This is a genomic window from Terricaulis silvestris, assembly GCF_009792355.1.
GTDB classification, from domain to species: domain Bacteria; phylum Pseudomonadota; class Alphaproteobacteria; order Caulobacterales; family Aquidulcibacteraceae; genus Vitreimonas; species Vitreimonas silvestris.
Genome location: NZ_CP047045.1, coordinates 3,005,006 through 3,031,283, shown reverse-complemented (window position 1 = coordinate 3,031,283; position 26,278 = coordinate 3,005,006). Strand labels below are relative to the sequence as shown.

Sequence of the window (26,278 nt, the reverse complement as noted above, 5' to 3'; positions counted from 1 at the left end):
TTTTTTGTCGGGCGAATGGAATTGCGGAAGCGCGCACCGCGCGCTTTAAGGCGCCATGGCCGAGATCAAGACGCTGTTCGTGACCAAGCTCTACCGCGCCGCGGTGGAGGGGGTGGACCTGCGCGCGCTGCTCGCGTCGTGCCGCATGATCGCGGCGGAGGATGAAGCGGGGAAGGCGTGGAGCAAGGAGAAGGGCTATCGCGGGTACACCTCGTATGCGTCGCTCAACGATCTGCCACAACGCAATCCCGAGTTTAGCACGCTAGCGAAGCTGTTGGATAAGCATGCTGCCGCTTTCGCGCGGGAGCTGAACTTTGCGAGCACGCGGAAGCTGAAGTTGGATTCGATTTGGATCAACGTGCTCGAGCCCGGTGGCGCGCATTCGGGGCACATCCATCCGCATTCGGTGTTGAGTGGGACGTTCTATGTCGATGTGCCTGCTGGCGCCTCGGCGCTGAAGCTGGAAGATCCTCGGCTCGCGATGATGATGGCGGCGCCGACGCGCGGCGAGGATGCGCCGGAGAGTGAGCGGACGTTTGTGTATGTGACGCCGAAAGCGGGCGAGGTGCTGATGTGGGAGAGCTTTGTGCGTCACGAAGTGCCGGCGAATGCCGCGAAGAAGGCGCGCGTCAGTGTGAGCTTCAACTACGCTTAGCGGCGGAACAGCCAGAACAGCAGCGTGAGTACGGCGCTGGCGATCAGGCTGGTGACGATCGGGAAGTAGAGGCTGAAATTTTCGCGGCGGACCACGATGTCGCCGGGGAGACGGCCTAGTCCCAATTTCGACAGCCACGGCCACAGCAAGCCGAGCGCTAAGAGCACGATGCCGGCGATGATGAGTGCGCGCGCCATGATGTGAACGTAGCGCGGGACATCTTTGTGCGAAAGTTCCCGCCGGAACGCTTTCGCGGCTCTGGGCTTTGTCAGGGCGACGGAGATGGCGATGCGGATTTATCAGGTGCTGGCCATTGGCTCGTTCGTGGCGCTGGCGGCGTGCACGGGCGCTGACACCGGCGACAGCGTTGCTGCGCCGGCGAATGATGTGAGTGCGACGCCGGGTGGCGGTGAGACGTCGACGACTGTTCCGCGTAACGAAGGCGAGCCGGCGGCTGAGAAGCAGGACGATGCGGTCGATGAGAATGGCCGGCCGATTGGCGCGACGGATCCGATCCGGACGCCGACGCCGTAGCTAGTTCGCCTGCGGCTGTGCGCCTGAGGGCGCGTAATAGCCGCCGCATACACGCTTGCTGCGCGTCATATCCCAGCCGGTGTTGAACGTGACTTGATCCGAGCCGCCGGCGGTGACGGGAGCGGTGACATTGGGAAACGCGCCGCGCACGTAGGCATCGACGGTGGGTTGCCAATCAGGAATTCGATCCGGGCCGACAATCGAGATGCGCTGATCCATCGCGAATACGTAGGTGCTCGTCGACGGTGGCAGTGTGCGCGCCATTGTTAGCAGGGCAGGCAGAGGATCGAGGCGGCCCAGGAAGACAACTTCGCCTGGGCGCACATCGAAGGCGCGCGTGCCGGAGTTGAAACACGAGACCCAGAAGCTCTGGTGGGTGAGGCCGGTGATGACGTACCGACCGGGCTCGGCTTGTGCGGCAATCCAGTAGCGCCCATTCGGTCCGCGTGTCGCGTCGTTCACACCGGCCCAGCCGCCGAAGGAATTGGCGTCGAGGCGATTTTCCGCGTCGGAATAGCGCGCGATGTTGAGGCTGAAGTCCGGCATGGCGACCCCAGTCAGGCTTGGCGTCGCTTCGACGATGATGAGTCCGCGATTTGAAGTGGCGTCGAGCGTCAGGTTTTCCGGCACGGACGCGCAGGCGCAAAGCGCTGCGCTGAACAGTGCTGCTGCGAGAATTCGGATCATGTTGGACATCCCCTAGTGCCGAAACTTAGAGGGCGCGAAAGTGCGAGGTCAACTGGTGTCGGGCTTTCGCCACGCGCTCTTGGCGGCGGCGGTGAGTTCTTCGGCTTGATCGACGCGATGGAAATAATCGTCGGGCGCTTCGAGCACGGCGCTGAGGCGTTGCGGTTGGGCGTGGAGGCGCTTGGCTAGACGGCGTGCGAACGCGTGCGGCGCGTTGAAGACGCGGAGCAGGGCTTCGTAGCGTTCGGCGAGGGGCCAGGCGGAGCGGAAGCCGGCGGGGCGATCGGAGGCGCAGACGTTTGACATTGGCGCGTTTGCGCCCCCTCCGATCGCTTCGCGACCACCTCCCCCGCGAGCGGGGGAGGATAGGTTCACAAAGCAGCGGAAGGCGACGCGCCAATCCTCCGGATTTTCGGGGGTGAAGCTCATGAGTTTGCGTGCGCGTTGGCGCGGGTGGCGTGCGCGTTGGGGCGTGATGGTTTGGGGGAACGCCGCGGCTTCGATGAGGAGAAGCCGGCGCAGCAGCGCTTCGCCGACGCGCAGCCAGGAGAGCATGAGCGTGTGAGCGCGGCGCGTTAGCGTGTGTTCGCGCGCGACGTCTTCAGGCGCGCCGAAGAGCGAATGCAGGACGTGCAGAAACGCTTCCGCGATGCGCCAAAGCGCGAGCGGCGCGGTGCGGGGGAGTGTGGCTGTCTGCATTTGTCGGCGTGGAGTTTACGCCGGTGGTGGGGTCGGTCGGATTGGGGGCGGGTTATCCTCGTATTTTTCGGGCGGATTACTTGCGCGCTTCCTTGCCATGCCAGATGCGCGTGATCAGCACGGTGTCCGCATCGATCTTGTAGCGCACGACGTAGCGGCTGTGGCCGAAGCGGATAAAGGCGTTACGGAGGTCGCCTTTCACGATCACGCCGGAGCGTGGAAAGAGCGCCAGTAGGTCGATGCCTTCGATGATGCGCTGAACAGCGCGCTTGGCTGCACGCGGGCTCTTAGCGTCGAGGAAGGCGTGAAGTCTGTCGAGATCGGCGCGTGCGCGCTCGGTGAAAAGTACGCGGTGCAAGCGTCGCTAGCGGAGTTTGCGCGGTTGAGGCCGCGGAAGCTCGTTGGCGGTGCCCCACGATTTCATCCAGTCGCGGACTTCTTCCCACGGGACACCCATGCCCGTGACCTCAAAGTCCGCCAGCGCCGCCTCATCTTCTTCGACGCCAGCTTGCTCGATGGGATCGCCGTCCATGGCGATGTCCCAGGCGAGTTGCTGGCGCACGTATTCTTCCGGCGAGACGCCGCGCGCCTCCGCCGCCGCGCGGACTTCGTCCGCAAGCGGGCCGGGGATGGAGATGGTGAGCGTGTCGGCGGGCATGGGTTGCATTCTAGCAGAATGCTCGTGGTTCGTCATATAGACCTAGGTGAGGTCAAAGGCGACGTTCAAGCAGCTTCGCAACGTGCGCCTCAATATCCTCTGCCGGAATGCGCTTCCCACCGAACGCCGCGATAAGTGGTTTGGTCGCTGCATCAACTGTCGGTGCGATAGCGTTGGGTGCAGTATCCAGCGGCAAGTCGATAAATGTGGTGATCGTGTCCTCGCGGCATACGTCATAGGACAAAGTCATGCGAAAATCGTCGGCCCATCGGACCAGCTTTCTGCCCCTTAGACCCGTCCAGTAAAAAGTAAGCCCCAGTCGGGTTTGCTGTTGATCGAACTTCAGCCCCTTTCCAATAGCGAGCGCAACCGCAACCACTTCGGCGACGCGATAGATCATGAGAAGTGGATCAAAGGCCTCGTTGGGCGTGATCTTGTTCGGTGTTGTATCGTCTTGAAGGACGCGGCGAAGGTAAAACGCCCCGTTGGGTTCAAATCGCATGAAATCGAAATGGGTCGAAGACATCCAGCCGCTTTCAGCGGATACGATCAGCGCTTCCCATCCGTTCGAAGAGACGTAGGGCTGATCGGCAGTGTTTCGGAAGCCGCGAGAGTCGAGCCAAACTGGCCACCCAGTGTACCCCGGGTTGCTTGATGTGACGGTCGAGAAGAATGCTTCGTCTGCAACCTCGCCTTCTCTCGCAGGTTCGAATTGAAGGCCAACACTCCACGTGCCGTGGTCAAGGAGTGCTTTTTCCTCGTCCGATAGCGAACGGCCGCCAATGGCCTCAAGGTAGCGTTGATAGCCTCGTTCCAGGACGGCTGAACTAGCTTCCTTCAAGGAGATTCTTTTTTTTTCCGGTTCGCCGCCACCGGGTCCACCCTGAAGGGCATTCAAGAGTTCGGCGGCGCTATGTGATGCCAGTTGACGCCGAAGAAATCTTCCGAGATCTGCTTCGCGGTTGTCGAAGCAAATCTCGACAATATCTTTCCAGTCCTCCGGTCTTGCGACAGCCGTGCTGGGAGTGCCGTTGGATTCCAGCGTGCGAAAAAATACGTCGCCGCGGGCGATCACACGTTTCTTTGGGTCCGTGGGATTAAACAGGTCGGCTTTCGCCGCGACTGGTGTTTTGACGCCCTCTGGGATCGAGATGATCGGGTGCTGAACTCCGTCACGCACGCCAAACCCAACGGTCACTTCAAACTTTTCGAACGCGAACTGCGAAACAATGCCTTGCACGGTGTCGACGTGAAACGCGCTCACCACGTCCATGCCGACGGGCACCGGTAGCGGCTTGAGCGTCTTGTCGTCGAACCCGATGACGATGAATCCGCCGTTGCGATTGCGAATGGCCAACGCCGCGCGGGCGACCTTCGCTGCTCCGTGTGCATCAGAGAGGTCGAGCCAGCTTTTCAGCTCGACATTCAATGTCTCGGACGGTTGGGCAACCAACTCGTCGAGGCGGCGCTGATCGATGCTCGGGCCAGCCATGCGTCTCAGTTATCCAAGAAGCTCCGCAGCTTCCGTGAGCGGGACGGGTGCTTCAACTTCCGCAGTGCCTTCGCTTCAATCTGTCTGATCCGTTCGCGGGTGACGCTGAATTGTTGGCCGACTTCTTCGAGGGTGTGGTCGGTGTTCATGCCGATGCCGAAGCGCATGCGGAGGACGCGTTCTTCGCGTGGGGTCAACGACGCTAAGACGCGCGTTGTGGTTTCGCGGAGGTTGGATTGGATCGCGGCGTCGACGGGGAGGATGGCGGACTTATCCTCGATGAAGTCGCCGAGGTGTGAGTCCTCTTCGTCGCCGATCGGCGTTTCAAGGCTGATCGGCTCCTTGGCGATCTTCATCACCTTGCGGACTTTTTCGAGCGGCAGGCCGAGTTTCTCGGCGAGTTCTTCGGGCGTCGGTTCGCGGCCGATTTCGTGCAGCATCTGACGGCTGGTGCGGACGAGCTTGTTGATCGTCTCGATCATGTGCACCGGGATGCGGATGGTGCGCGCCTGGTCGGCGATCGAGCGGGTGATGGCTTGGCGAATCCACCACGTCGCGTAGGTGCTGAATTTGTAGCCGCGGCGATACTCGAACTTATCGACGGCCTTCATCAGACCGATATTGCCTTCCTGGATCAGATCCAGGAATTGCAGGCCGCGGTTGGTGTACTTCTTGGCGATGGAGATGACGAGGCGGAGGTTCGCTTCGACCATTTCCTTCTTGGCTTGACGCGCTTCGCGTTCGCCCTTTTGCACGGCGTGAACGATGCGGCGGTATTCGTCGATCGGGACGCCGGTTTCTTGCGCGAGCACGCCGATCTCGCCGCGGATGTCGGCGATGTCGTCGACTTCGGCGGTGACGAACTTGGCCCAGGCCTTGTGCTTTTGGACCATCATCTTCTCGGTCCATTTCGGATCGAGTTCGTGGCCTTGGTATTGGGTGAGGAATTCGGTGCGCGGCACGCCGTTGGATTCGGCGAGGCGCATCAGCTTGCCTTCAAGCTGAATGAGCTTGCGGTTGATGGCGTAGAGCTGCTCGACCAGGCTTTCGATCCGCGCGTTGTTGAGCTTCAGCTTCTTCAGCTCTTCGATGATGGTGTTCTGCGCGGTGTCATAGGCCTCGGCCTTGGCGCCGGGGAGCGCCTTGCCTTGCAGGCGCAGCTCGATGCGCTTTTCCTGCAGCTTGCGGAATTGACCGAAGGCTTCGGCGATGTTGTCGAGCGTCGACATCACGCCTTCTTTGAGTTCGGCTTCCATTGCCGACATCGAGATCGCCTGTTCGTCGTCGAACTCTGAATCGGAATCGGCTTCAGCGGCGGCTTCGGCCGGATCTTTCTCTTCGCCTTCTTCACCCGACGGCGCTGCAGCGGCGGGTTTGGGGGCCATGCGCGCGGCCATGGCTTCGGCCTTCTTGCGCTCGGTCTCGGCGATTTCGATTTTCGCGGCTTCGGGATCGACCAAGCCGTCGGCGTTCACGCCGGGGGCGGATTGCGGGACGATGCCCATCTCGGCGCCGTAGGTGGCTTCGAGATCGATGATGTCGCGCAGCAGGATCTTCTGCTCACGCAATTCGTCGCGCCACACCATGATGGCTTCGAACGTGAGCGGGCTTTCGCAGAGGCCGCGGATCATGGCGTCGCGGCCGGCTTCGATGCGCTTGGCGATGGCGATTTCGCCTTCGCGGCTGAGCAACTCGACGGTGCCCATTTCGCGCAGATACATCCGCACTGGATCGTCGGTGCGGTCGGCGTCTTCGCGGGTGTTGGTGACGGCGACCTTGGTGGTGGCTTCTTCGCGCGTGGCGACGGCCTTGGAGGTTTCTTCCTCGGCGGCTTCGCCTTCTTCTTCGTTGTCGACGACGTTGATGCCCATCTCGTTCAACTGCGCCATCACGTTCTCGATGGCTTCAGAATCGAACTCGTCGCTGGGCAGAACCTTGTTGAGCTCTTCGTGGGTGACGAAGCCGCGCGTCTTCGCGGCCTTGATCATCTTCTTTACGGCGGCATCCGAGAGATCGAGGATCGGGCCTTCCGGCGCTTCCTTTTCCTCGGTCGTTGTGTCTTCGGTCTTCGCCATCGAAACTTTGCTCTTGCTCATCGAAATAGGCATTTCTCTCTAGGCGACTAGGTCGCCGGCATCGTCTTGCTGCACGTCATCATCAAGCTTGGCTTCACGGGCGCGGATCTCGATGGCCAACGCCTCTTTGTTCAAAGCCTGAAAGCGGGCGAAAGCGTCATCGTCGCCTTCGGCCGCCGCCCGTTTTAGCTCGGCGAGTTCCTCCCTGATCGCGGGAAGCACGACGTGGAGTGAAGCCAGGGCGGCCCATTCTTCTGGGCGGGCCTCGTAGCCGGTTGGCGGCTTCGAGGTCCCTGGCGGCTTCGCATCGTGTTTCCAGCGCAAAACGCGCGCCGCGGCGCGTTCTTGACCCGATCGGGTGAGATGGAGGCTCAAGACCTCCCGGTCAATGGCCCCAGACGCCTCATGGGCATCCGCCAGACCCACCAGGGTGTCGCGGATGGCGGCCAGTTCGGGGTCGGCGACAGCGAGGCGGTCGAGCCAGTCGGCGTAGCGGGCGAGGACTTCGGGATGATCCACCGCGGCGCGCAGGAAGTTTTCGGCGGCGGGACGGGCGCGCGCTGGGGCTTGAGCCTTGAGTTCGGTGGTGGCGCCGGGTGGGGGCGCGTTGCGGCCCCAGCGTTGGCCGGGTTGGGGCGGGGTCCAGGCTGGGCGCTGGGCGCGGATGAGGGCGTTGTAGCGCTGGAGGAGATCGCTGAAGTAGGCGCGGGATGTGTCGCGGTCGGCGATCTTGCCGGCGGCTTCCTTGAGCGCGGCTTGGAGCGCGGCGCGGGCTTCGGGTGTCGCGAGGCCGTGGCGGGCGTGTTCGCGATCGAACAACGCCGTGGAGGCGGGGGCGGCAGCTTCAAGCAGCGCGTTGAGTGCATCGGCGCCGCCGGCGCGGAAGATGTCGTCGGGGTCTTGGCCTTCGGGGGCGTAGGCGATCTTGAGCGTGTGGCTCGGCGCCAAATGCGGAATGGCGAGATCGATGGCTTTGTCGGCGGCGCGACGGCCTGCGGTGTCGCCGTCATAGCAGAAGATCGGCTCGCCGCCGGAGCGCCAGAGCAGTTGCAGTTGGTCTTCGGTGAGCGCGGTGCCGCACGGGGCGACCGCGGCGATGCCGGCGCGTTCGAAGGCGATGACATCGAGATAGCCTTCGCCGACCACGAGCCCGTTGGCCTTGGTGCGCGCCAGCAATTCGCGAGCTTGCTTTAAGCGATAGAGCACGCGGCTCTTGGAATAGAGCGGGCTTTCGGGGCTGTTGATGTATTTGGCTTTGGCGTCCTTGGCCAACGCACGGCCGCCGAAGCCGATCACTTTTCCGCTTGGATCGTGGATTTCGAAGGTGATGCGGCCGCGGAAAGTGTCGATGGCGCGCTTGCCTTCATCGCCTTCGCGCGCGACGCCGGCGGCGACGATTTCTTCGGCGGTGAAGCCTTCGAGTTTGAGTTTGTCGAGCGCCCAGGTCCATTCGTCGGGCGCGAGGCCGATGCCGAATTGCTCGATGACGTCCGCGCCGATGCCGCGGCCTTGCAGATACTTGCGCGCGTCGGCGCCGCCCGAGGAGCGCAGCGCGTCGGCGTAGAGTTTCGCGGTGCGGGCGGTGATCGAGAGCAGGCGCTTCCTGCGATCGTCTTGGCCGCGATCGGCGTAGTCATCCTTGGGCAGCGGCACGCCGGCGTATTCGGCGAGACGTTCGACGGCTTCGGGGAAGGAGAGGCCTTCGAGCTTCATGCACAGGCCGAACACGTCGCCTTTTTCGGCGCAGCCGAAGCAGTTGAAGATGCCCTTCTGGTCGAGGACGTGGAACGAGGACGTCTTCTCTTGGTGGAACGGACAGCACGCCCAGAAGTCACCCGCCGAAGGGCGGGTTTTGCGCTTATCCCAGGTCAGACGCTTGCCGGCGTAGTCGGCAATCGAAACCCGGTCGCGCACCTCTCGTAGCAAGGTGTCGGTGAACCGCATGAAAACCTGAAGTGAGACGCTGGGCCTATTATACAGCGATTCGCCGAAACGATTCGGATGCGCTGATTTAGCTGGGGTTTTTAGTCGACGTGGCCGCCGTGGGCGGGTGGGTCCGAGGCGGGGAAGGACTCGTCGGAGGTTTCGTCCACTTCGTCCCAGGAATTGGGCGGATTTTCCATGGCGTCGGGGCCGGCGTCGCGGACTTCGGGGATGTCGGCGGGGATGGGGGCGCGCGAACTCGGCATATGCTCAAGTTGGGCACAACAGGCAGGTCGAGCAAGGCCAGGTTGGAAGTAACCCTTAGCCGAGACGACTCAGATACGATTGCGCGGTGCCACGTCTCGCGCCTCACATGCTCTTTTGGGCGGTTGATCTAGCCTTGGCTGGATCTGCCTTGATGTATCCCGAGGCGGGTCCCGGGATGATAGCCTTTGCGTTCGTGTTGGCGACGATTGGTGTCGCCTACTACTTGACGCGTTTTTGGCGCAAACGCCGCAATTCCGGCTCTTCCATCGACAAGCACAGCTCAGTCGCCGTGAACGAGCATGGCACCATCACGATAAAAATCGGCAAGCGCGACTTAGCTCGCAATCGAGAACGCGCGCATCTCAATCAATGATCGAAGCGTCGACGCTAGTACTTCCCCGGCGGATCGCTGGCGGGGAAGCTTTCGTCGCTGGCTTCGTCGGTGTCGTTCCACTTCTTTGGTGGATTGGCCATCGCGTCGGGGCCGGCGTCGCGGACCTTTTTGGGCTTTGGCGGCGGGGTCTCGGTTTTCTTCGGAGCGTGGGTGTCTTTGTGGGGCATGAGGGACTCCTGTGTCCCGGATTCAACGCGCGGCGGGGAACAAAGGTTGCCGCGCTCACTTTCTTGGGAACGGGGCGGGAGTGCGTGACTCCGCCGCAATTCGGGCGCCCTCCATTCCAATCTCGCGCCCGCAAGGGACGACCAGGAGTTTCCAGATGAGTTTGAGTAGAGCTGCGGCGGCCTTCGCCGTTATGGCGGCGGCAGCAGCGCCGATGGCTTCGGCGCAGACGCCGCAGGTCGTGGCGCCAAGCACGCAAGGCACGCTGTTGAGCGTGAGTGCGGAAGGGCTGTCGGAAGGCCGGCCCGACATGGCGATCATCAATCTCGGTGTGACGACGGAAGGCCAAACCGCCGCCGCCGCGCTCGCGGAAAACGCGCGGCGCATGACGGCGCTGACGGCGGCGCTGCGGCGCGCTGGGATCGCCGAGCGCGATATCCAGACGTCGAACGTCTCGGTCTATCCGCAACAGCAATATGTCGAAGGCCAACAGCCGCGGATAACGGGCTACCAGGCCAACAACACGGTGACGGCGAAAGTGCGCGCGATCGATAATACCGGGCGCGTGATCGATGCGGCCGTCGGCGCGGGCGGCAATACGGTGAACGGGGTCTCGTTCACGTATCAGGATCCGGACGCGCAATTGGATGTGGCGCGTCGCGACGCGATCGCTGAAGCGCGCCGGCGGGCGGAGCTTTATGCGAACGCGCTGAATATGCGCGTCGTGCGCATCGTTGCGGTGCAGGAAGGCGGCGGGTTCTCGCCGCCGATGCCGATGATGATGGCGCGGATGGAAGGCGCCGATGCACAATCGACGCCGATTTCGCCGGGCCAGATCGAAACGCGCGTCAGTGTGAGCGTGACGTTCGAACTGCGCTGAAACGCTCAACGCGCGAAAAACTAAACCGAGAGGAGGCGGCGGAGCGATCCGCCGCCTTCACTTTTTGCGGAGCGCCCGTGGCTCGCGCGAATGTGTCCTGCGGTTGTGCGCCGGCCGTGCCTAGCGTGGTGGTGCAGATGAGGGAGGACACATCATGCGTTTGACGACATTGGCGGCTGTGGCCGTGGTTTTGGTTCTGATCGCGCCGGCGACGGCGCAGCCGCGGCCGGAGCCGCAGCGCGAAGATGCGCCGCGCGCGACGGCGCTCAGCGTGAATGCGTACGGCATAGTCGAGGCGCGGCCGGATATGGCGACGATCAATGTCGGCGTCCTCACGATGGGCCAGAGCGCAGAAGGGGCGCGGGCCGAGAACGCGCGGCGGATGACGGCGCTCACGGCAGCGCTGCGCCGTGCGGGCGTTGCGGAGCGCGATATCCAGACCTCGTACGTCCGCGTCAGTCCGCGGTATCAGTATAGGGCCGATCAGTCGCCGCTGATCAACGGCTACGAGGCGCAGAATTCGGTACGGGCGAAAGTGCGCGACATCGATGCGACGGGGCGGGTGATCGACGCAACGGTGCAGGCAGGCGGCAATCAGGTGAACGGCGTCTCGTTCGGATTTCAGGAGCCGGAGGTTCACGTCAACCGTGCGCGGCGCGATGCGATCAGGGTCGCGCGCGAGCGGGCGGAGCTTTACGCGGATGCGCTCGGGCTGCGCGTGGTGCGGGTGATTTCCGTCAGCGAGGCTGGGGCCGCGGCGCCGGTTTCGCTCGGCGAAGAAATCGTGGTGACGGCGAGCCGCGCTGGAGGCGGCTCATCCCCGACGCCGATTGCGCCAGGTGAGCTGGAGACGCGGGCGTTTGTCAGCGTGTCGTACGAGTTGCGCTGAACGTGGGGGCGGCGGCGCGATCCGCCGCCCTCTACTACTTATTGCGCGGGCGTTTCGGCCTCGGGCACCGGAATCGGTGGCGCTTCCGGGAGATCGACGTCCGGTGGGTTGATGTTTACGTCGGGCACGTTGAGTTCGAGCGAAGCCGTTTCGCGCGGTTGCATACCGCCATTATAGGCGACGATGCCGACGGCAACGATCGCCACGAGAACGATACCGCACAGAAACGCGAGCCACGACGAGCCGCCGCCTTCTCTCTCTGCCATGTTCCAATCCTCCAGGGTCACGCCCTGGCTGGTAAACATGGGGCTGGGCGCTGCGGTTCCCGGCGCGTTAGGCGACAGGCGTCAGCAGCGGCTCGCCGGCGTAGAAGCGGCGGAGATTTTCCATCACGTTCTGTGAGCCGGCGTAGAGCGCTTCGCGGGTGCCGCCGCCGAGGTGGGGCGTGAGCGTGGTGTTGGGGACGTTCTCCCATCGGACGGCGGGGGTTGGTTCTTCCTGGAACACGTCAAGGCCAGCGCCGCCGAGCGCGCCGGATTTGAGCGCGGCGATCAGCGCGTCTTCGTCTACCAGGCTGCCGCGCGAAATGTTGATGAGGATGCCGTCGCTGCCGAGGGCTTTGATGATGTCAGCGGTGATGATGCGGCCTTGGTCGCCACGGGCGGCGATGGCGAGAATGTCGGACCATTCGGCGAGCTTGGGGAGATCGGGTTCGTAGGCGTGTTGGGCCTCCGGCTTTGCGCGTGGGCCGAACCATTTGATCTCAAGGCCGAACGCTTCAGCGCGATGCGCGATGCTTTGGCCGATCGCGCCGTATCCGACGACGCCCAGTTTACGGCCGCGCAAGCGGCGTTGCGGCGGGATGGCGAGCGGCGGCGCCCAGCGGTTCTCGCGCAGCACGCGCTCACCTTCGGTGAAGCCGCGGCAGACGGCGATCATGAGGCCGATGGCGACGTCGGCGACGTCTTCGTGGTTGATCTCGCGGCCGTGCGTGACGGCGATGTTGCGCTTGGCGGCGTAGGCGAGATCGATGCCGTCCACGCCGACGCCGAAGCAGACGATGGCGCCGAGTTCGGGCAGCGCGTCGATCATGGCGTTGGAGATGCCAACGGAGCCGATGGTGACGGCGGCGCGGACGTCTTTGCGGTCGGTTGGCCAATGCACGACGTCGTAGTCGGCGAGGCGCATTTCGAAGAGGCCGAGGGGCGGGTGGATCAGAAGCGCGGGCTTGGTCATGGCGCAATGTGACGGCGATCACCGCGCACAATCAACCCTCGCCCCGCAAAGCGGGGGAGGGTGTCGCGAAGCGACGGGAGGGGGACAGTGATTCAACTCGGAGGGACAGGCATGTCCCCCGCCCCCAACCCCTCCCCCACTTCGCGGGGCGAGGGGAGTTAAGCCGCGTTCTTGGCTTTCTTCGCCATGAGCTTGGCGAAGCGTTCGAAGAGGTAGTGGCTGTCTTGCGGGCCGGGGGACGCTTCGGGGTGGTATTGCACTGAGAAGACGGGCTTGCCGTCGAGTTCGATGCCGCAATTGGAGCCGTCGAACAGCGAGACGTGGGTTTCTTTCACGCCCTTCGGCAGCGTCTTTGGATCGATGGCGAAGCCGTGGTTCATCGAGACGATCTCGACTTTGCCGTTCGACTTGTCTTGCACCGGATGGTTCGCGCCATGATGGCCTTGCGCCATCTTCATGGTCTTGGCGCCGAGGGCGAGGCCGAGCATTTGGTGGCCAAGGCAGACGCCCATTGTCGGCGTGCCAGAATCCACGATCTTTTTGATTTGCGGCGCCGCGTACTTACCGGTGGCGGCCGGGTCGCCTGGACCGTTTGAGAGCAGCACGCCGTCGGGCTTGTGCGCGAGCACTTCTTCCGCCGTTGCGGTGGCGGGAAGCACGATGGTTTTGGCGCCGATGTCGCCGAGGGCGCGCAGGATGTTGCGCTTCACCCCGTAGTCGATGACGACGACGGTGAATTTGGGTTTGGTCACGGGCGCGACGCCCAGCGGCCATTGCCAGCGCTTTTCGTTGACGACGTAGCTTTGCGCGGTGGTGACGTCTTTCGCGAGATCGAGGCCGTCGAGGCCGGACCAGGCTTGCGCTTGCTTGTGTAGTTTCTTGAGATCGAACTTGCCGTCGGGTGCGTGCGCGATAACGGCGTTCGGCATGCCGTGTTCGCGGATGCGCTTGGTGAGCGCGCGGGTGTCGAGGCCGGCGAGAGCGATGACGTTGCGCTTGGCGAGCCAGGCGGAGAGTTCGTCATCGCTGCGCCAGTTCGATGATTGTGTCGGGCGCGTGCGGAAGACAGCGCCGCGTGCGGCAGCTGCGGCGGCGGGCGACGAGGTTTCGATGTCTTGGTTGTTGGTCCCGACGTTGCCGATGTGCGGGAAGGTGAAGGCGACGATCTGGGCGGCGTAGGAGGGGTCCGTGAGGATCTCCTGGTAGCCCGTCATCGAGGTGTTGAAGCAGACTTCGCCCTCGGCGGCGCCAACAGCGCCCAGGCCTTCGCCCAGGAAAACGGTTCCATCGGCGAGGACGAGCGCGCCGGTGGGCGGGGGACGAGTCGGTTGTGCCAAAGCGCACGGGAGATAAGGCGCGCCGGGCGGGGTGTCAAAACCGCCCAGTCACCACCTATTGGGGTTCGCGTCACAGCCACTGCCCAATCCCTGCCGTAAAGGTGAACTCCCTGTCAGCCATGTCAGTTGGCCGGGGGATGACGGCCTTGTAAGGTTTCGGCGTGGGGACGAAGAGGATCAGAGTTTGGGCCGGGGCGCTTGCCGCTCTCGGGCTCCTGGGAACTGCCGCGTGCGGGCAGCGCGAGCGCGCGCCTGCCGCCGCGCCCGTTGCGCCGCCGACGATCGCACGGGCTGATCTGTTTGGCGAACCGGTTCGTTTCGGCGCGCAGCTTTCGCCGCGTGGCGATCGGGTCGCGTTTTTGGCGCCGCGGGATGGGGTGACGAACCTCTGGGTGATGTCGGTTGGCGCCATGGATGAGGCGCGGGCGGTGACGGACGACCGGGCGCGGGGCGTGCGGGCGTTCGCGTGGGCGGCGGATGGCGCGACGCTGCTCTACCAGTTGGACGACCAGGGCGACGGCAATCTGCGGCTCTATGCGGTGGACGCGGGTGGCGCTAGCGAAGCGCGGGCGCTGACGCCGGCGCGCGCGCGGGCGGAGATCGTGGGGCTGAGCGCCGCCGATCCGGGCGGCGTTGTGGTGTCGTTGAACCAGCGCGACGCGGCTTGGCCGGATCTTTTCCGCGTTGAGTTGGCGACGGGCGCGCAGACGCGTTTGGTGCGTAATGCGAATACGGCGGCGGTGCGTGGGTTCTCGCGCTTCGTGCTCGATCGCCAGAACCGGTTGCGGCTGGGCCTGAAGACCCTGGCTGATGGCAGTGTTGAAGTGTTTGCGCGAGACGCGAATGCGCGCTGGTACAGCTTGCTCACCATTCCGTTCGAAGACGCGCTGTCGTCGCAGCCGCTAGCGTTCGACGCGGATGGGCGCTCGTTCTTGATGTTGGATTCCACCGGGCGCGACCGCGCGGCGTTGGTGCGGGTGGATGCGTACACGGCGGCAAAGAGCGTGCTGGGTGAAAGCGCGCGCGCGGATGTTTCCGACGTATGGCTCGATCCGGCGACCAATGCGCCGGAGGCGTTCGCGGCGAACTATCTGCGTCCGGAGTGGCGCGCGCTCGATCAGGATGCGCAGGCGGATATTGATTATCTCGATCGGCAGCTGACCGGTGACTTTAGCGTGGTGTCGCGCAGTGCGGATGATGCGCGGTGGATTGTCGTCGAAGAAGGGCCGACGGTTGCGGCGCGGTCGTATCTCTACGATCGCGGCGACCGCGCCAATCGCAGACTTTCGCTTTTGTTCAGGCATAGGCCTGGCTTGGATCAGGCGCCGCTGCAGGCGATGACGCCGGTGGAAATTGAAGCGCGCGATGGGCTGACGCTGGTCTCGTATCTGACGCTGCCGATCGGCGCTGATGCCAATGGCGACGCGCGGCCCGAGAGCGCTGTGCCGTTGGTGATCGTGCCGCATGGGGGTCCATGGTCGCGCGATGCGTATGGCTTCAACGCAATGCATCAGTGGTTGGCCAATCGCGGTTACGCAGTGATGAGCGTGAACTTCCGTGGTTCGACCGGGTTCGGCGAAGCCTTCCTCAATGCGGGCAATCGCGAATGGGGCGGGCGTATGCAGGAAGACTTGCTCGACGCGGTGCAATGGGCAGTGACGAACGGCATCGCGCAGGCGGATCGTGTCGCGATCGTGGGTCAGGGCTTTGGTGGTTACGCGGCGTTGGCGGGTTTGACGTTCTCGCCGGATCAGTTTCGGTGCGCGGCGTCGTACGGCGCGCCGGCGAATTTGAGTGCGTTGGTGGAAGGTTCGCCCGCAGCTTCGCGCGACGCTTGGTATCTGCGCGTGGGCGATGTGCGTAGTGCGGAGGGCCGTTCGGCGCTGCGGGCGCGATCCCCACTGCAACGCGCGGGGCAGATCACGCGACCGCTGCTGTTGGCGATGGGCGCGCGCGATAGCGCGGCGACGCGCGGTGAGTTCGACGTGATCGCGCAATCGCTGCGGGCGCGGCGTGTTGGGCTGACGTCGTTGGTGTTTCCGGAAGAGGGCGCTGAGTTGGTGCGGCCGCAGAACCGGCTCGCGTATTACGCGGTGCTTGAGCACTTCCTGTCGGATTGCTTGGGCGGTCGCGCTGAGCCCGCGGGCGCCTCGCTCGAAGGCGCGGAGATGATTGCTTACGATGGCGCGACGAGCGTGCCGGGACTCTCGGCGTTTGCGCGGCGCGCTGTGGTGCCGACGCCGCCGCCGGCGGAAGAGGCGTTGCCTGTGGCGGATGATGGCGCTGGCGGGCCAGTGGCGACATCAGCGGCGCCGGCCGATCCGGTCGCGCGCGAAATCACGCCGCGTTCTCCCTCGCCGCCGCAACCGCCAGAGCAGTAGTCAGGGTAGCGTCAGCAGATCGGCGCAGATGGCTTCGAGGCCGGCTTGGTCCAGGCCGTCGAAGGCGTTGAATTGTGTGGAGTCGACGTCGAGTACGGCGGCGAGTGCGCCGGCTTTGTCGAACACCGGGACGACGATCTCAGAGTTTGAGCGGCTATCGCAGGCGATGTGGCCTGGGAAGGCGTGCACGTCAGGCACGATGATGGTTTCGCGCTGCGCGGCGGCGGCGCCACAGACGCCTTCGCCGAACGGGATGCGCAGGCAGCCCAGCGTCCCCTGATATGGGCCAACGACGAGTTCGCGATCTTTCTGTGGATCAACGACGTAGAAGCCGGTCCAGAAGAAGCGATCGGGAAAGGCTTGCGCCAACAGCGATGAGGCGGTGGCATAGCGCGCAGTGATGTTTGGCTCGCCGGCGATGACGGCGGCGATCTCAGCGCGGAGCGTGGCGTAGCGCTCGGCTTTGTCGGCCGGGAGTGCTGCGCGGGCGGGTTCCGCCATTCTAGTTGCGGTTCGACTTGCGGTGGCGCAGCGCGCCGGAGGCCTTGAGAGCTGTCATGCGCTCCTCGCGCGACAGTGGCCGTTGCGCCGGTTTGCTCAGATTGCGGCCGACGAGGACCGAGAGTCCGACGATGACCGCCACCAAAATTACGATCCAAACCCAAAACATACAGTCTGCCTCCGAGCATCACATCTAAGGTTCCGGCCCAGGCTTGGCCAGGGCATTGGGAACTTTTCACTGGCTGCGCGCGCCAAGAATCCGCCTTATGAACGTCTTAGCTACCGCACGACTCAACTGATCCGCACCGTGGTTCTGTTCCGTCGCCAGTGGGAGGGCGCGCCATTTCAAATCTCACCGCAGACCAACTCGACAGCGAGTTGAAGCTTAGCGAACGCGGCGCCGCCGACGGTCGCAAGAATTTGCCGGCATCCGGCGATGATCAATTGTCTGCGGTGGAGGCGATGGTGGTGAGCCGCATTGACGGCGTCATCGGCCAGCGCTCGAACGAAATTCTCGGCGTTGGGTCGGGGCAAGATTTTACGACGCTGCCGCAGGATCTGGAGACGCTTGCGGGCGAGCCGCAGACGATCCTCACGCAGTTTCGCGCCAAGAAGGCGCGTGCGCAGAGCGCGGTGGGCCTGGAGCTCAACAACACGCACTCCGATTTCGCGCGCGCTTATCGCGACTATCGCGCGTTCCGCATTCAGCATCAGCTGACCGAAACCGAGCCGAGCTACGACACGGTGTTCTGGCGCAAGGTGTTCTTCTTGGCGTTGCTGTTCACGGTGGAAGTCGCGGCGAATGGCTGGATCATCGGGCAAGCGAGCCCCGGCGGTTTAGTGCAAGGCTGGACGACGGCGTTGATGATCTCGGTGCTGGTGGTGCTGACGGGATCGCTCATCGGTGCGGGGCCGTGGCGCTATCTCAATTATCGTGGCGCTGACGGGAACGGCGCGGTGCACCGGTTGTGGGCCGTGCCGTCCGTTGTGATCGGCGGGCTGTTGCTGCTGCTGTTTGCGTTTTACATCGCGCACTATCGCTACGCGCTATCGCACAGCGATTTGGATTCGCCGGCGCCGGACAACATTCTGAGTTCGATCGCGAGCGCGCCGTTCCAGCCGTTCCAGCAGATGGAATCGCTGTTGCTGTTTATCATCGCGCTGCTGATCGGGATTTTCGCGGTGGCGCGTGGTGCGCATTGGGATGATCCGTATCCTGGTTACGGTCCGCGTCACCGGCGCATGGAAGGCGCGCGTGAGCGGGCGCAGGAATTGGCGCTGGGTTTGTCGCAGGAAGTGGACGAGGCCAAGCAGGACGCGGATCAGGCGCTGGCTGAGATTGCGCAGCGCAGCACGGCGTCGGTTGGTGCTTTGCGTCAGGCCATTGCGCGCACGCAGGACAATGCGCCGATCTGGGACTTCCAGGTCCTGCAAATCCTGAGCGAGGGCCGCGACGCGATCGAGATTTATCGCGACGCCAACCGCGAGGCTCGGTCGGGCAAGGCGCCGAGCTATTTCGATACGGACGCATTCGAAGACGTCGAGCCGCCGAGCAGCGCGGAAATCCTGGAGAGCCTGCAGACGGCGTTTGCGCGGGCCACCAACAACATCACCGCGTGCAAGAGCCAGCTCGCGGGCGCGCGGGCGCAGCTCGAGGCGGAGTATCATTCGTTCTACGATGACGAGCTGACGCCGTTCCTGAAGAACATCGAGAACAACGCCACCGTGAACGTGCGCAGCGAGTTCGACGATGGCCCGGCCGCCAAGCGCGCCGCGCCGCGTGTCGAAGAGCCGGTGAGCGACGAGCCGCCGGAGGAGCCGTCGCGTGGGCCGTTATCGTTCAAGCGTCTGCGGGGCCAGCGTTAAATGCGGGAACGTGATAGCGCCAACCGCCGCTATGCCATCGGCACAGGCGCGGTGATCGGCGGTCTGTTGGCGATTAGCCTCACGGTGTTTCTGCTGCGGCCGGCGACGCTCGATGAGGCGACCTTGTGTCCGACCAATCGGCCAATCGAGGGGCACACGGTGGTGATCGTCGATCGCACCGATATCTGGTCCCCGTCGATTGGGGCGACGTTGACTGAGATTGTCGAGAACGCGCAGCGCGAGACGCAGCAGTACCAGAAGTTCTCAATCGTTGCGCTGGACGCTGAAAACTCGGTGCGGCCGTTGTTTTCGGTTTGCAATCCGGGGGCACCGAGCTTTTGGTCCGACCTCTATCGCGGCCGGCGCTACACGCAGCGGGATTTCGAGGATCGTTTCGTCGGCGCGGCAGATCATGTCGTGGAGCAGATCCGCGAACCATCACAGGCCGCGACTAGCCCAATCGTCGAGTATGTGCATCGCTGGTTGGGTGGCGACGATTTTAATGCGTCGATTGATAATCGCCGGCTGATCCTGGTGTCGGACATGCGGCAGAACTCGCCGCTTTACAGCATCTATAATGCGCGAGACGGGCAGGATTTGGCAGAGGTGGTGCAGCATCAGTTTGGCCCGGCGGCGCAAGGCGTGCGGTTCGATGTGTACTTCATCGCGCATGGCCAGGATCACAACGTCAGCGAGGACGATGTGCGTACGGCGTGGGATGGCGCATTCCAGCAGATCAACGCGACCTACGACTGGCGTCAGATCAACTAGCTTTGTCGCGGACTAAGGCGGCCCGAGCAACGTGCCGAGCCGGCGACGCAGTGTCGGCGCGCGGCGCGCAGAGCCGATCAAAGCTATCCAAGGGTCGAGCGCGGTGTGGAGCGCGCTGGGGCGCGTGGGATGAAGCAGGCCGTAGCGGTGGACGCCCGCCGTCGGCTCGCGCGCGTAGGTGCCGAACAGGCGGTCCCAGATGATGAGGACGCCGCCGAAATTGCGGTCGATGCAGCCGGGTTCGGTGGCGTGGTGGACGCGGTGGTGCGAGGGCGTGTTGAAAATGAACTCGACCCAAACTGGCAAGCGGCGCACGCGCTCGGTGTGAACGAGGAAGTGATGCACGCCCCGCACGGCGGCCGATGCGGCGACGAGCGCCACGGGCGCACCAACGGCGATCAGCACGAGCGGCGCCACCGCGGCGGGGGTGAGCAGCCACGTTGGCGGCTGACGGAGGCCGGTGAAGAAATTGTAGCGGCTGGGCGAGTGGTGCACCGCGTGTGAAGCCCAAAACAACGCGACGCGATGTGCGAGGCGGTGCGTGCAATAGTAGAGCAGATCGTCAGCCAGGAAGACGGCAAGGGCGAGCGCGACGGTGATGCCGGGCGCATGTTTGGCGCCGTGATCGGGCATGACCATTTCGACCAGCACAGCGCAGGCGCCGAGGATGAGGCTGATGCGCGCTTCGCGCCGCCATTCGGCGCGGTTCGGGTAGGCGCGCGCTGAGGCTTCGAGGAGCGCGGCGGCAGCGCCGATCAGGAATAGGAACAGAGTCAGCATTGCTATCGTCTGCTGGATAGATGCGCGTTGATGCTTGTTGGTTCCGATCGCTGGGACGTTTTCTCGACTTGGGAACCCTTGTGCGGGTTAGCGCATCGAATAGAGTTGCGGACGAGGCGCGTTCCGTGGCGAGGCCAGCGTGCTGACGTGGCTCACGCGCATCACTGACGAGATGTCTACTCTTGAGCGCCGCCGCCTAGCACTTTGTAGAGCGTGACGAAGTTGGTGGCGCGGGCGACGCGGGCGGTGACCAGGCCTTGTTGCGCGGTGTAGAGCTCGCGCTGGGCGTCGAGTAGGCCGAGATAGGAATCGACGCCTTCGCGGTAGCGCGCTTCGGAGATTTGGTAGCTGCCGCCGGCGGCATTGGCGAGCGATTGGCGCGCGGCGAGTTCGTCGCCTAGCGTGGCGCGCGCGGCAAGCGCGTCGGCGACTTCGCGGAAGGCGACTTGGATGGCGCGTTCGTACTGGGCCACGGCGATGTCGCGGTCGGCGTTGGCGGCGCCGAGTTGGCCGCGCAGCGCGCCACCGCGGAAGATCGGCAGATTGAGTTGCGGCGTGAAGTTCCAGAACTGGCCTGAGACGCCGGCGAACAGGTTCTCGAACTGGCTATCGGTTTCGCCGGCGAAGCCCGCGATGGTGACGCTCGGAAAGAACGCGGCGCGCGCGGCGCCGACATCGGCATTGGCGGAGCGGAGCAGGTGTTCGCTCTGGCGAATGTCTGGGCGGTCGAGCAGCACGTCCGACGGTAGGCCGGGCGGCAGTTCGGCGACGCCGAAGGTGACAGCGTCAATCGTTGTGGGACGTAGTTCTTCAGGCACGGGTGCGCCGAGCAGCAGCGCCAGCGCGTTCTCGTCTTGCGCCACGAAGCGGGTGTAGCGGGCGGCGTCGGCGCGCGCGGTTTCGACGATGGTTTGCGCGCGATAGACGTCGAGCTGAGAGGATACGCCTTCCTCGAAGCGGCGCTGCGTCAGCGTGAGCGATTGGTCTTGGGCGTCGAGCGTGCGTTGGGCCAGCGCGAGGAGTTCAAGGTCGCCGGCATAGGTGATGTAGGCGGCGGCGACTTCGGAGATGAGGCTGATCTGGGCGCTATCGCGGGCGTCTTCGGTGGCGAGATATTGCTGTAGCGCGCTGCGGCTGAGGCCGCGGACGCGGCCGAAAAAGTCGATCTCGAACGCCGCTAGATTGAGACCGGCGGTGTAGGTGCGCTCGACGCTTTCATCACCGCCGCGCGGCGTCACACCCTGGATGTTGCCGGCGGCGGCGGCGTCGATCGCCGGCAAACGCTCGGCGCGTTGGATGCGATAAAGCGCGCGGGCGCGTTCGATGTTGATGGCGGCGACGCGGAGGTCGCGGTTTTCTTCGAGCGCGAGTGTGATGAGCGCGCGCAACTTGTCGTCGGCATAGAAAGCCTGCCATTCAGGCAGCGTCGGCTTGCCTTGCGCCGGCAGGCTTGCGGCGGGCCATTGACCCGGAACCGGCAGGGCGGGACGCTCGTATCGGGGTTCGAGCACGGCGCACGCGCTGAGCAGTGCGAGCGCGGGTAGGAGGGCGAGGCGCTGGATCATTCGGCTGGCCCCGACAATGCTGGCGGCTCAGTCGCCGGTTCGCGGCGTTTGAACCAGTCGCGCTCGAACAGTTTGTGGACCTCGACGAAGAAGAACGGCGTGAGCAACGGCACTAGAATGGTGGCCGCCAGCATGCCGCCTATCACCGCGGTGCCGATTGCGTTCTGCGCACCGGAGCCGGCGCCGGATGCGAGCGCCATGGGCATTACGCCGAACACGAACGCGAACGACGTCATCAGAATGGGACGCATGCGGATGCGCGCCGCTTCCATTGCCGCTTCCCCCCACGAGCGGCCTTGCTCGGCCAAGTTGCGCGCGAACTCGACGATTAGGATCGCGTTCTTCGCCGCGAGACCCATGGTCGCCAGCAAGCCGACTTGGAAGTAGATGTCGTTGGAAAGCCCGCGCAGGTTTGCTGCCAGCGCCGCGCCGAGCAGACCAAGCGGCACCACGATCAGCACCGCGAGAGGGATGGTCCAACTCTCGTAGAGCGCAGCGAGACACAAGAACACGACCAGCAACGAGAGCGCGTAAAGCGCGGGCGCCTGCGCGCCGGACTGGCGCTCTTCGTAGGACGATCCGGTCCAGTTGGCGGCGACGCCAGCGGGGAGTTGGTCAATGAGCGATTCCATTTCGATCATGGCCGCGCCGGAGCTGACGCCTTGGCCGCCGGCGCCTTGGATGTTGAACGATGGCGCGCCGTTGAAGCGCTCAAGCCGCGGTGACGCGGAGATCCAGCGCGATGTCGCGAACGCGGAGAAGGGGGCCATCTCGCCGGATTCTGTGCGCACGTGCCATTGGCCAATGTCTTCAGGCGCCATGCGGAATGGCGCATCGCCTTGCAGGAAGACGCGCTTGATGCGGCCGCGATCGATGAAGTCGTTGACGTAGACGCCGCCCCACGCGCCCGCCAGCGTGGTGTTGATGTCGGGGATGGAGACGCCCAGCGCGGCGGCCGCATGCTGATCGATGTCGAGCTGCAGTTGGGGCGTGTCATCCTGGCCGTTGGGGCGCACTTGGCTTAGGCGTTGGTTCTGGCCGGCGAGCCCGAGCAATTGATTGCGCGCATCGGTGAACTGCTCGCGTGATAGCCCCGCGACGTTCACGAGCTGCATGTCGAAGCCGCCGGAGAAGCCGAGTTCAACCACGGCCGGTGGTTGCACCGGGAAGACTGAGCCGTCGCGGATTTGGCTGAGCGCGCCGAAAGCGCGGCCGACAATTGCATCGACGCGCTGGCCGGCGCCGCGTCGCTCTTCCCATGGCTTCAGCTGAACGAACATGAGGCCTTGGTTCTGGCCAGCGCCGGCGAAGCCGAAGCCTTGCACGGCGAAATACGATTCAATCGTCTCGCTTTCGTTCTCGCGGTAATAATCCTCGACTTGGCGAAGCACGGCGGAGGTGCGATCTGCGGAAGCGCCAGGCGGCAGCTGCACCACGGTGATGAAGAAACCTTGGTCCTCATCCGGGAAGAACGCAGAGGGCAGGCGCGCGAACAGCAAGCCGAGCGCGACGCAGATAATCACGTAGATGCCGAGCATGCGGCTGCCGCGCTTCGGCGCCAGTGTGCGGCCGAGAATGCCCTGGTAGCGCGTGGAGACCCAGGCGAGGCCGGCATTGAAACGGTTGAACACAGCGCCGACGCGTGAGCCTTCGCGGCGTGGCGGCTCGTGACGCAACAATGCAGCAGTGAGTGCGGGCGTCAGTGTCAGCGCCATCAGCACTGATAGCGACATGGCCGCGACAATGGTGATGGAGAACTGCTGGTAGATGACGCCGGTCGATCCCGGGAAGAACGCCATCGGCACGAACACCGCCGCGAGCACCAGTGCGACGCCGATCAACGCGCCGGTAATCTGGTCCATCGATTTTCGCGTGGCTTCTCTGGCGTCGAGCCCTTCCTCGCGCATCACGCGTTCGACGTTCTCGACCACGACGATGGCGTCATCGACCAGCATGCCGATCGCCAGCACCATGGCGAACATGGTGAGCGTGTTGATGCTAAAGCCGAACATGGCGAGCGCGCCGAACGTGCCGAGCAGAACGATCGGCACGGTGATGGTCGGGATGATGGTCGCGCGCCAGCTCTGCAGAAACAGGAACATAACCAGGAAGACGAGCACGACGGCTTCGATCAGCGTCTTGACGACTTCTTCGATCGACTTCGCCACGAACGGTGTGGTGTCGTAGGGAAAGTTGGCGCGAATGCCATCGGGGAAGGATGGCGAGAGGTCGTTGATGCGCTGGCGGACGCGCGCGGCGGTGTCCACGGCGTTGGCGCCGGAGGCGAGTGACACGGCGAGACCCGTGGCCGGTTGGCCGTTGAAGCGGCTGTCGAAGCCGTAGGACTCGGCGCCGAGTTCGACGCGGGCAACGTCTTGCAGGCGCACGGTCGATCCATCGGGCAACGTGCGCAGCAGGATGTTTTGGAATTCTTCGGGCGTCTCCAGCAGCGATTGCGCTGAGACTGTCGCGTTGAGCTGTTGGCCTTCGACGTAAGGCTGAGCGCCGATCTGGCCGGCGGAAACTTCGGCGTTCTGCGCACGGATGGCGGCAATGACATCGCCGGGCGTGAGTGAAAAGCCCTGCAGCCGGTTGGGATCGAGCCAGATCCGCATCGCGTACGCGGCGCCAAACAATTGCACCTGGCCTACGCCTTCGACACGGCTCAGTTGATCAAGCAGCGTGGCGGACGCGAAATCCGACATGTCGTTGGCGGTGACGTCGGGGTTGTCGGAGAGAAGGCCGACGATGAGCAGGAAGTTGCCGGTCGATTTGGCGACGTTGACGCCTTGCTGCTGGACCACTTGCGGCAGCGCCGGCAGTGCGTTGGCGAGTTTGTTCTGAACTTGCACCTGCGCGACGTCGGGATCGGCGCCTTGCTCGAACGTGATGGTGATGGTGGATGAGCCGGAGGAATCGCTCGACGCGCTCATGTAGAGCATGTCGTCGAGGCCGGTCATCTGCCGCTCGATCACTTGCGTGACCGTGTCTTCAACCGTTTGTGCAGAGGCGCCGGGATATATCGCGGTAATCGTAACGCTCGGTGGCGCGATCTGCGGATACTGCGCCACCGGCAAACGCAAAATCGAGAGCGCGCCCGCGAGCGCGATCACGATAGCGATCACCCATGCGAAGATCGGCCGGTCGATAAAAAAGCGCGGTAGCATCAGTGACCACCGCCGCCCTGTTGCGGTGGGCCTTCAGGCGGCGGCGTCGTCGAGCCCGCTGGCACCGGGTTCACGGTTGCGCCTGCTTGCGCGCGTTGCACGCCTTCGATGATGACGCGGTCACCGGGGTTGAGGCCGGAGAGCACAACCCATTGATCGCCGGCGGTCGGGCCGGTTTCCAGGGTGCGCTCCTCGACGACGTTTTGCGCATTGACGACAAGCGCTGTGGCTTCGCCGCGGGCATTGCGCGTCACGCCACGCTGTGGCGCCAGGATCGCGTCCTGCTGCACGGCTTGCGAAACCTCGGCGTTGACGAACATGCCGGGCAACAGCGTGCGGTTCGGATTGCGGAAGAGCGCGCGCAGGCGAACCGCGCCGGTGGATTCGTTCACGGTGACGTCGGAGAATTGGAGCTCGCCGTCGGTCGGGTAGTACTCGCCGCCGGGCAGGATGATGCGCACGCGAGCGCGCGGGCTTGCGGCCGTGCCGCGCAACTGCAGCAGCTCCGAGGCAGAGCGCGTCATGTCGACGTAAACGCGATCGATCTGCTGGATCACCGCGAAAGGCTCGGCTTGCGACGGCGTGGCCAGCGCGCCTGGCGTCACCGTCGAGGCGCCGATGACGCCGCTGATCGGAGCGGTGACGCGCGTGTAGCCGAGGTTGATGCGTGCAGCATCGACGCCGGCGCGCGCCTGGTTGGCGGCGGCGCGGGCGTCGTCATACTCCTGGCGGCTGACGCCGTTGATGTCGATGAGGCGCTCGTAGCGCTCGAATCGTGCTTGTGCTGATGCGGACGCGGCCTGCGCGTCGGCGTACTGCGTGCGCGCTTGTGCGGGATCGATTTCGTAGAGCACTTGGCCAGCGCGCACGCTGGCGCCTTCGCGGAAGTTGCGGCTGCGCACGATGCCGCCGATCTGCGGACGCACTTCGGAAACTTCAAACGCACTGACGCGGCCGGGCAGCCGAATGACGTGCTCGTACGGTTGCGCCGCGATCACCACGATGCCGACTTCCGCTGGCGGCGGCGCTGGCTGTTCGGGTTGACTGCAACTCGCAAGCGTGAGCGCGAGCAGCATCGCGCACAGGGTGCGGCCGCGATAGTCTTTCTTAGAATTCATACGAGAGTTCCGCGCCGTCGATCCGTTTGCGCCCCACAACATAGGCGCCCGCGACGCGTTCGGTAGTGCATACGCTACTCGCGCGAACGCGCGAGTGTCATTCAAGGGATAGTGATCGGTTGGGGAATTTCTGATGCAGCTTGCCCCTTGCACGCCCGATGACAACTGGAAGCGGATGGGGTTTCTGCTCGCACACTGGTGCACCCGCGCCGCCGAAGCCCGGGGCAGCGCGCCGAAC

General features: G+C 64.3%; 26 protein-coding genes. 8 read left to right on the top strand and 18 right to left on the bottom strand.

Features of this window, described 5'->3' with window-relative positions; translation table 11 throughout:
• The first annotated feature begins 55 nt into the window (after window positions 1-55).
• On the top strand, window positions 56-655 hold the full coding sequence (locus tag DSM104635_RS15500; protein ID WP_158767076.1) for a TIGR02466 family protein: 600 nt from the start codon (window positions 56-58) through the stop codon (window positions 653-655).
• On the opposite strand, the gene DSM104635_RS15495 is transcribed toward DSM104635_RS15500, so the two are convergent.
• Window positions 652-852, bottom strand: a complete 201-nt coding sequence (locus DSM104635_RS15495; protein WP_158767075.1) for a DUF2905 domain-containing protein — start codon at window positions 850-852, stop codon at window positions 652-654. The genes DSM104635_RS15500 and DSM104635_RS15495 overlap by 4 nt on opposite strands.
• Window positions 853-937: 85 nt before the next feature.
• Here DSM104635_RS15495 and DSM104635_RS15490 point away from each other — a divergent pair, with 85 nt between their 5' ends.
• Complete coding sequence (locus tag DSM104635_RS15490; RefSeq protein WP_158767074.1) at window positions 938-1,189, top strand: hypothetical protein; 252 nt, start codon at window positions 938-940, stop codon at window positions 1,187-1,189.
• Here the strand turns inward: DSM104635_RS15490 and DSM104635_RS15485 are convergent, their stop codons facing one another.
• The 7 genes from DSM104635_RS15485 to dnaG all read right to left on the bottom strand — a co-directional run bounded on the left by DSM104635_RS15485 (window position 1,190) and on the right by dnaG (window position 8,744).
• Window positions 1,190-1,876, bottom strand: coding sequence for a hypothetical protein (locus DSM104635_RS15485; protein WP_158767073.1), 687 nt, complete (start codon window positions 1,874-1,876; stop codon window positions 1,190-1,192). It abuts the gene before it with no gap.
• Window positions 1,877-1,924: 48 nt separating this feature from the next.
• Window positions 1,925-2,575: a hypothetical protein gene (locus DSM104635_RS15480; protein ID WP_158767072.1), complete on the bottom strand. Its 651-nt coding sequence runs from the start codon at window positions 2,573-2,575 to the stop codon at window positions 1,925-1,927.
• Between the two features lie 76 nt (window positions 2,576-2,651).
• Window positions 2,652-2,933 (bottom strand): type II toxin-antitoxin system RelE/ParE family toxin, encoded by a 282-nt coding sequence (locus tag DSM104635_RS15475; RefSeq protein ID WP_158767071.1) that lies wholly within the window; start codon window positions 2,931-2,933, stop codon window positions 2,652-2,654.
• Window positions 2,934-2,939: 6 nt separating this feature from the next.
• Complete coding sequence (locus DSM104635_RS15470; protein WP_158767070.1) at window positions 2,940-3,233, bottom strand: hypothetical protein; 294 nt, start codon at window positions 3,231-3,233, stop codon at window positions 2,940-2,942.
• A 52-nt stretch (window positions 3,234-3,285) separates the two neighbouring features.
• The gene (locus DSM104635_RS15465; protein WP_158767069.1) at window positions 3,286-4,725 is read right to left on the bottom strand and encodes an ATP-binding protein; all 1,440 of its coding nucleotides are present in this window, start codon (window positions 4,723-4,725) and stop codon (window positions 3,286-3,288) included.
• Window positions 4,726-4,730: 5 nt separating this feature from the next.
• On the bottom strand, window positions 4,731-6,821 hold the full coding sequence (gene rpoD / locus DSM104635_RS15460; RefSeq protein WP_407703493.1) for an RNA polymerase sigma factor RpoD: 2,091 nt from the start codon (window positions 6,819-6,821) through the stop codon (window positions 4,731-4,733).
• Between the two features lie 18 nt (window positions 6,822-6,839).
• A complete protein-coding gene (gene dnaG, locus DSM104635_RS15455) occupies window positions 6,840-8,744 on the bottom strand; it encodes a DNA primase (RefSeq protein ID WP_158767068.1) in 1,905 nt (634 codons plus the stop codon).
• A gap of 352 nt (window positions 8,745-9,096) precedes the next feature.
• On the opposite strand from dnaG, the gene DSM104635_RS15445 reads away from it, so the two are divergent.
• Window positions 9,097-9,363: a hypothetical protein gene (locus tag DSM104635_RS15445; RefSeq protein ID WP_228445719.1), complete on the top strand. Its 267-nt coding sequence runs from the start codon at window positions 9,097-9,099 to the stop codon at window positions 9,361-9,363.
• Between the two features lie 14 nt (window positions 9,364-9,377).
• On the opposite strand, the gene DSM104635_RS15440 is transcribed toward DSM104635_RS15445, so the two are convergent.
• Window positions 9,378-9,551, bottom strand: a complete 174-nt coding sequence (locus DSM104635_RS15440) for a hypothetical protein (protein WP_158767065.1) — start codon at window positions 9,549-9,551, stop codon at window positions 9,378-9,380.
• 155 nt (window positions 9,552-9,706) lie between these two features.
• Between DSM104635_RS15440 and DSM104635_RS15435 the strand changes: the two genes are divergently transcribed.
• Together DSM104635_RS15435 and DSM104635_RS15430 are read left to right on the top strand one after the other, a co-directional pair.
• Window positions 9,707-10,429, top strand: a complete 723-nt coding sequence (locus DSM104635_RS15435) for an SIMPL domain-containing protein (RefSeq protein WP_158767064.1) — start codon at window positions 9,707-9,709, stop codon at window positions 10,427-10,429.
• Between the two features lie 154 nt (window positions 10,430-10,583).
• Window positions 10,584-11,318 (top strand): SIMPL domain-containing protein, encoded by a 735-nt coding sequence (locus DSM104635_RS15430; RefSeq protein ID WP_158767063.1) that lies wholly within the window; start codon window positions 10,584-10,586, stop codon window positions 11,316-11,318.
• Window positions 11,319-11,356: 38 nt separating this feature from the next.
• Here the strand turns inward: DSM104635_RS15430 and DSM104635_RS15425 are convergent, their stop codons facing one another.
• From DSM104635_RS15425 to carA, 3 genes are all read right to left on the bottom strand, one after another.
• On the bottom strand, window positions 11,357-11,584 hold the full coding sequence (locus DSM104635_RS15425; RefSeq protein WP_158767062.1) for a hypothetical protein: 228 nt from the start codon (window positions 11,582-11,584) through the stop codon (window positions 11,357-11,359).
• Window positions 11,585-11,651: 67 nt separating this feature from the next.
• Entirely contained in the window at window positions 11,652-12,554 is a 903-nt protein-coding gene (locus DSM104635_RS15420) for a 2-hydroxyacid dehydrogenase (protein WP_158767061.1), read from the bottom strand.
• Between the two features lie 158 nt (window positions 12,555-12,712).
• Entirely contained in the window at window positions 12,713-13,891 is a 1,179-nt protein-coding gene (carA, locus tag DSM104635_RS15415) for a glutamine-hydrolyzing carbamoyl-phosphate synthase small subunit (protein ID WP_158767060.1), read from the bottom strand.
• Window positions 13,892-14,052: 161 nt separating this feature from the next.
• On the opposite strand from carA, the gene DSM104635_RS15410 reads away from it, so the two are divergent.
• Window positions 14,053-16,272, top strand: a complete 2,220-nt coding sequence (locus tag DSM104635_RS15410; protein WP_158767059.1) for a prolyl oligopeptidase family serine peptidase — start codon at window positions 14,053-14,055, stop codon at window positions 16,270-16,272.
• On the opposite strand, the gene msrC is transcribed toward DSM104635_RS15410, so the two are convergent.
• Window positions 16,273-16,773: a free L-methionine (R)-S-oxide reductase MsrC gene (gene msrC, locus DSM104635_RS15405; RefSeq protein WP_158767058.1), complete on the bottom strand. Its 501-nt coding sequence runs from the start codon at window positions 16,771-16,773 to the stop codon at window positions 16,273-16,275.
• A 1-nt stretch (window position 16,774) separates the two neighbouring features.
• On the bottom strand, window positions 16,775-16,942 hold the full coding sequence (locus tag DSM104635_RS15400; protein ID WP_158767057.1) for a hypothetical protein: 168 nt from the start codon (window positions 16,940-16,942) through the stop codon (window positions 16,775-16,777).
• Window positions 16,943-17,151: 209 nt separating this feature from the next.
• Here DSM104635_RS15400 and DSM104635_RS15395 point away from each other — a divergent pair, with 209 nt between their 5' ends.
• Together DSM104635_RS15395 and DSM104635_RS15390 are read left to right on the top strand one after the other, a co-directional pair.
• The gene (locus tag DSM104635_RS15395; RefSeq protein ID WP_158767056.1) at window positions 17,152-18,639 is read left to right on the top strand and encodes a hypothetical protein; all 1,488 of its coding nucleotides are present in this window, start codon (window positions 17,152-17,154) and stop codon (window positions 18,637-18,639) included.
• Entirely contained in the window at window positions 18,640-19,410 is a 771-nt protein-coding gene (locus tag DSM104635_RS15390; RefSeq protein WP_158767055.1) for a hypothetical protein, read from the top strand.
• Between the two features lie 12 nt (window positions 19,411-19,422).
• On the opposite strand, the gene DSM104635_RS15385 is transcribed toward DSM104635_RS15390, so the two are convergent.
• The 4 genes from DSM104635_RS15385 to DSM104635_RS15370 form a co-directional block, all read right to left on the bottom strand.
• Entirely contained in the window at window positions 19,423-20,190 is a 768-nt protein-coding gene (locus tag DSM104635_RS15385) for a sterol desaturase family protein (protein ID WP_158767054.1), read from the bottom strand.
• Window positions 20,191-20,366: 176 nt separating this feature from the next.
• Window positions 20,367-21,755, bottom strand: a complete 1,389-nt coding sequence (locus tag DSM104635_RS15380; protein ID WP_158767053.1) for an efflux transporter outer membrane subunit — start codon at window positions 21,753-21,755, stop codon at window positions 20,367-20,369.
• The gene (locus tag DSM104635_RS15375; protein WP_158767052.1) at window positions 21,752-24,922 is read right to left on the bottom strand and encodes an efflux RND transporter permease subunit; all 3,171 of its coding nucleotides are present in this window, start codon (window positions 24,920-24,922) and stop codon (window positions 21,752-21,754) included. The genes DSM104635_RS15380 and DSM104635_RS15375 overlap by 4 nt, the downstream gene beginning before the upstream one ends.
• Window positions 24,922-26,040, bottom strand: coding sequence for an efflux RND transporter periplasmic adaptor subunit (locus DSM104635_RS15370; RefSeq protein WP_158767051.1), 1,119 nt, complete (start codon window positions 26,038-26,040; stop codon window positions 24,922-24,924). The genes DSM104635_RS15375 and DSM104635_RS15370 overlap by 1 nt, the downstream gene beginning before the upstream one ends.
• Window positions 26,041-26,278: the final 238 nt, after the last annotated feature.

What these genes read in the sequence shown, in the direction of transcription:
- DSM104635_RS15480 (WP_158767072.1), bottom strand. Translation starts at nt 2,575, where the DNA reads ATGCAGACAGCCACACTCCCCCGCACCGCGCCGCTCGCGCTTTGGCGC.
- DSM104635_RS15380 (WP_158767053.1), bottom strand. Translation starts at nt 21,755, where the DNA reads ATGATCCAGCGCCTCGCCCTCCTACCCGCGCTCGCACTGCTCAGCGCG.
- DSM104635_RS15485 (WP_158767073.1), bottom strand. Translation starts at nt 1,876, where the DNA reads ATGATCCGAATTCTCGCAGCAGCACTGTTCAGCGCAGCGCTTTGCGCC.
- DSM104635_RS15465 (WP_158767069.1), bottom strand. Translation starts at nt 4,725, where the DNA reads ATGGCTGGCCCGAGCATCGATCAGCGCCGCCTCGACGAGTTGGTTGCC.
- DSM104635_RS15435 (WP_158767064.1), top strand. Translation starts at nt 9,707, where the DNA reads ATGAGTTTGAGTAGAGCTGCGGCGGCCTTCGCCGTTATGGCGGCGGCA.
- DSM104635_RS15425 (WP_158767062.1), bottom strand. Translation starts at nt 11,584, where the DNA reads ATGGCAGAGAGAGAAGGCGGCGGCTCGTCGTGGCTCGCGTTTCTGTGC.
- DSM104635_RS15420 (WP_158767061.1), bottom strand. Translation starts at nt 12,554, where the DNA reads ATGACCAAGCCCGCGCTTCTGATCCACCCGCCCCTCGGCCTCTTCGAA.
- msrC (WP_158767058.1), bottom strand. Translation starts at nt 16,773, where the DNA reads ATGGCGGAACCCGCCCGCGCAGCACTCCCGGCCGACAAAGCCGAGCGC.
- DSM104635_RS15370 (WP_158767051.1), bottom strand. Translation starts at nt 26,040, where the DNA reads ATGAATTCTAAGAAAGACTATCGCGGCCGCACCCTGTGCGCGATGCTG.
- DSM104635_RS15500 (WP_158767076.1), top strand. Translation starts at nt 56, where the DNA reads ATGGCCGAGATCAAGACGCTGTTCGTGACCAAGCTCTACCGCGCCGCG.
- DSM104635_RS15470 (WP_158767070.1), bottom strand. Translation starts at nt 3,233, where the DNA reads ATGCCCGCCGACACGCTCACCATCTCCATCCCCGGCCCGCTTGCGGAC.
- DSM104635_RS15400 (WP_158767057.1), bottom strand. Translation starts at nt 16,942, where the DNA reads ATGTTTTGGGTTTGGATCGTAATTTTGGTGGCGGTCATCGTCGGACTC.
- DSM104635_RS15495 (WP_158767075.1), bottom strand. Translation starts at nt 852, where the DNA reads ATGGCGCGCGCACTCATCATCGCCGGCATCGTGCTCTTAGCGCTCGGC.
- DSM104635_RS15440 (WP_158767065.1), bottom strand. Translation starts at nt 9,551, where the DNA reads ATGCCCCACAAAGACACCCACGCTCCGAAGAAAACCGAGACCCCGCCG.
- rpoD (WP_407703493.1), bottom strand. Translation starts at nt 6,821, where the DNA reads ATGAGCAAGAGCAAAGTTTCGATGGCGAAGACCGAAGACACAACGACC.
- DSM104635_RS15375 (WP_158767052.1), bottom strand. Translation starts at nt 24,922, where the DNA reads ATGCTACCGCGCTTTTTTATCGACCGGCCGATCTTCGCATGGGTGATC.
- DSM104635_RS15390 (WP_158767055.1), top strand. Translation starts at nt 18,640, where the DNA reads ATGCGGGAACGTGATAGCGCCAACCGCCGCTATGCCATCGGCACAGGC.
- DSM104635_RS15490 (WP_158767074.1), top strand. Translation starts at nt 938, where the DNA reads ATGGCGATGCGGATTTATCAGGTGCTGGCCATTGGCTCGTTCGTGGCG.
- dnaG (WP_158767068.1), bottom strand. Translation starts at nt 8,744, where the DNA reads ATGCGGTTCACCGACACCTTGCTACGAGAGGTGCGCGACCGGGTTTCG.
- DSM104635_RS15430 (WP_158767063.1), top strand. Translation starts at nt 10,584, where the DNA reads ATGCGTTTGACGACATTGGCGGCTGTGGCCGTGGTTTTGGTTCTGATC.
- DSM104635_RS15445 (WP_228445719.1), top strand. Translation starts at nt 9,097, where the DNA reads ATGCTCTTTTGGGCGGTTGATCTAGCCTTGGCTGGATCTGCCTTGATG.
- DSM104635_RS15385 (WP_158767054.1), bottom strand. Translation starts at nt 20,190, where the DNA reads ATGCTGACTCTGTTCCTATTCCTGATCGGCGCTGCCGCCGCGCTCCTC.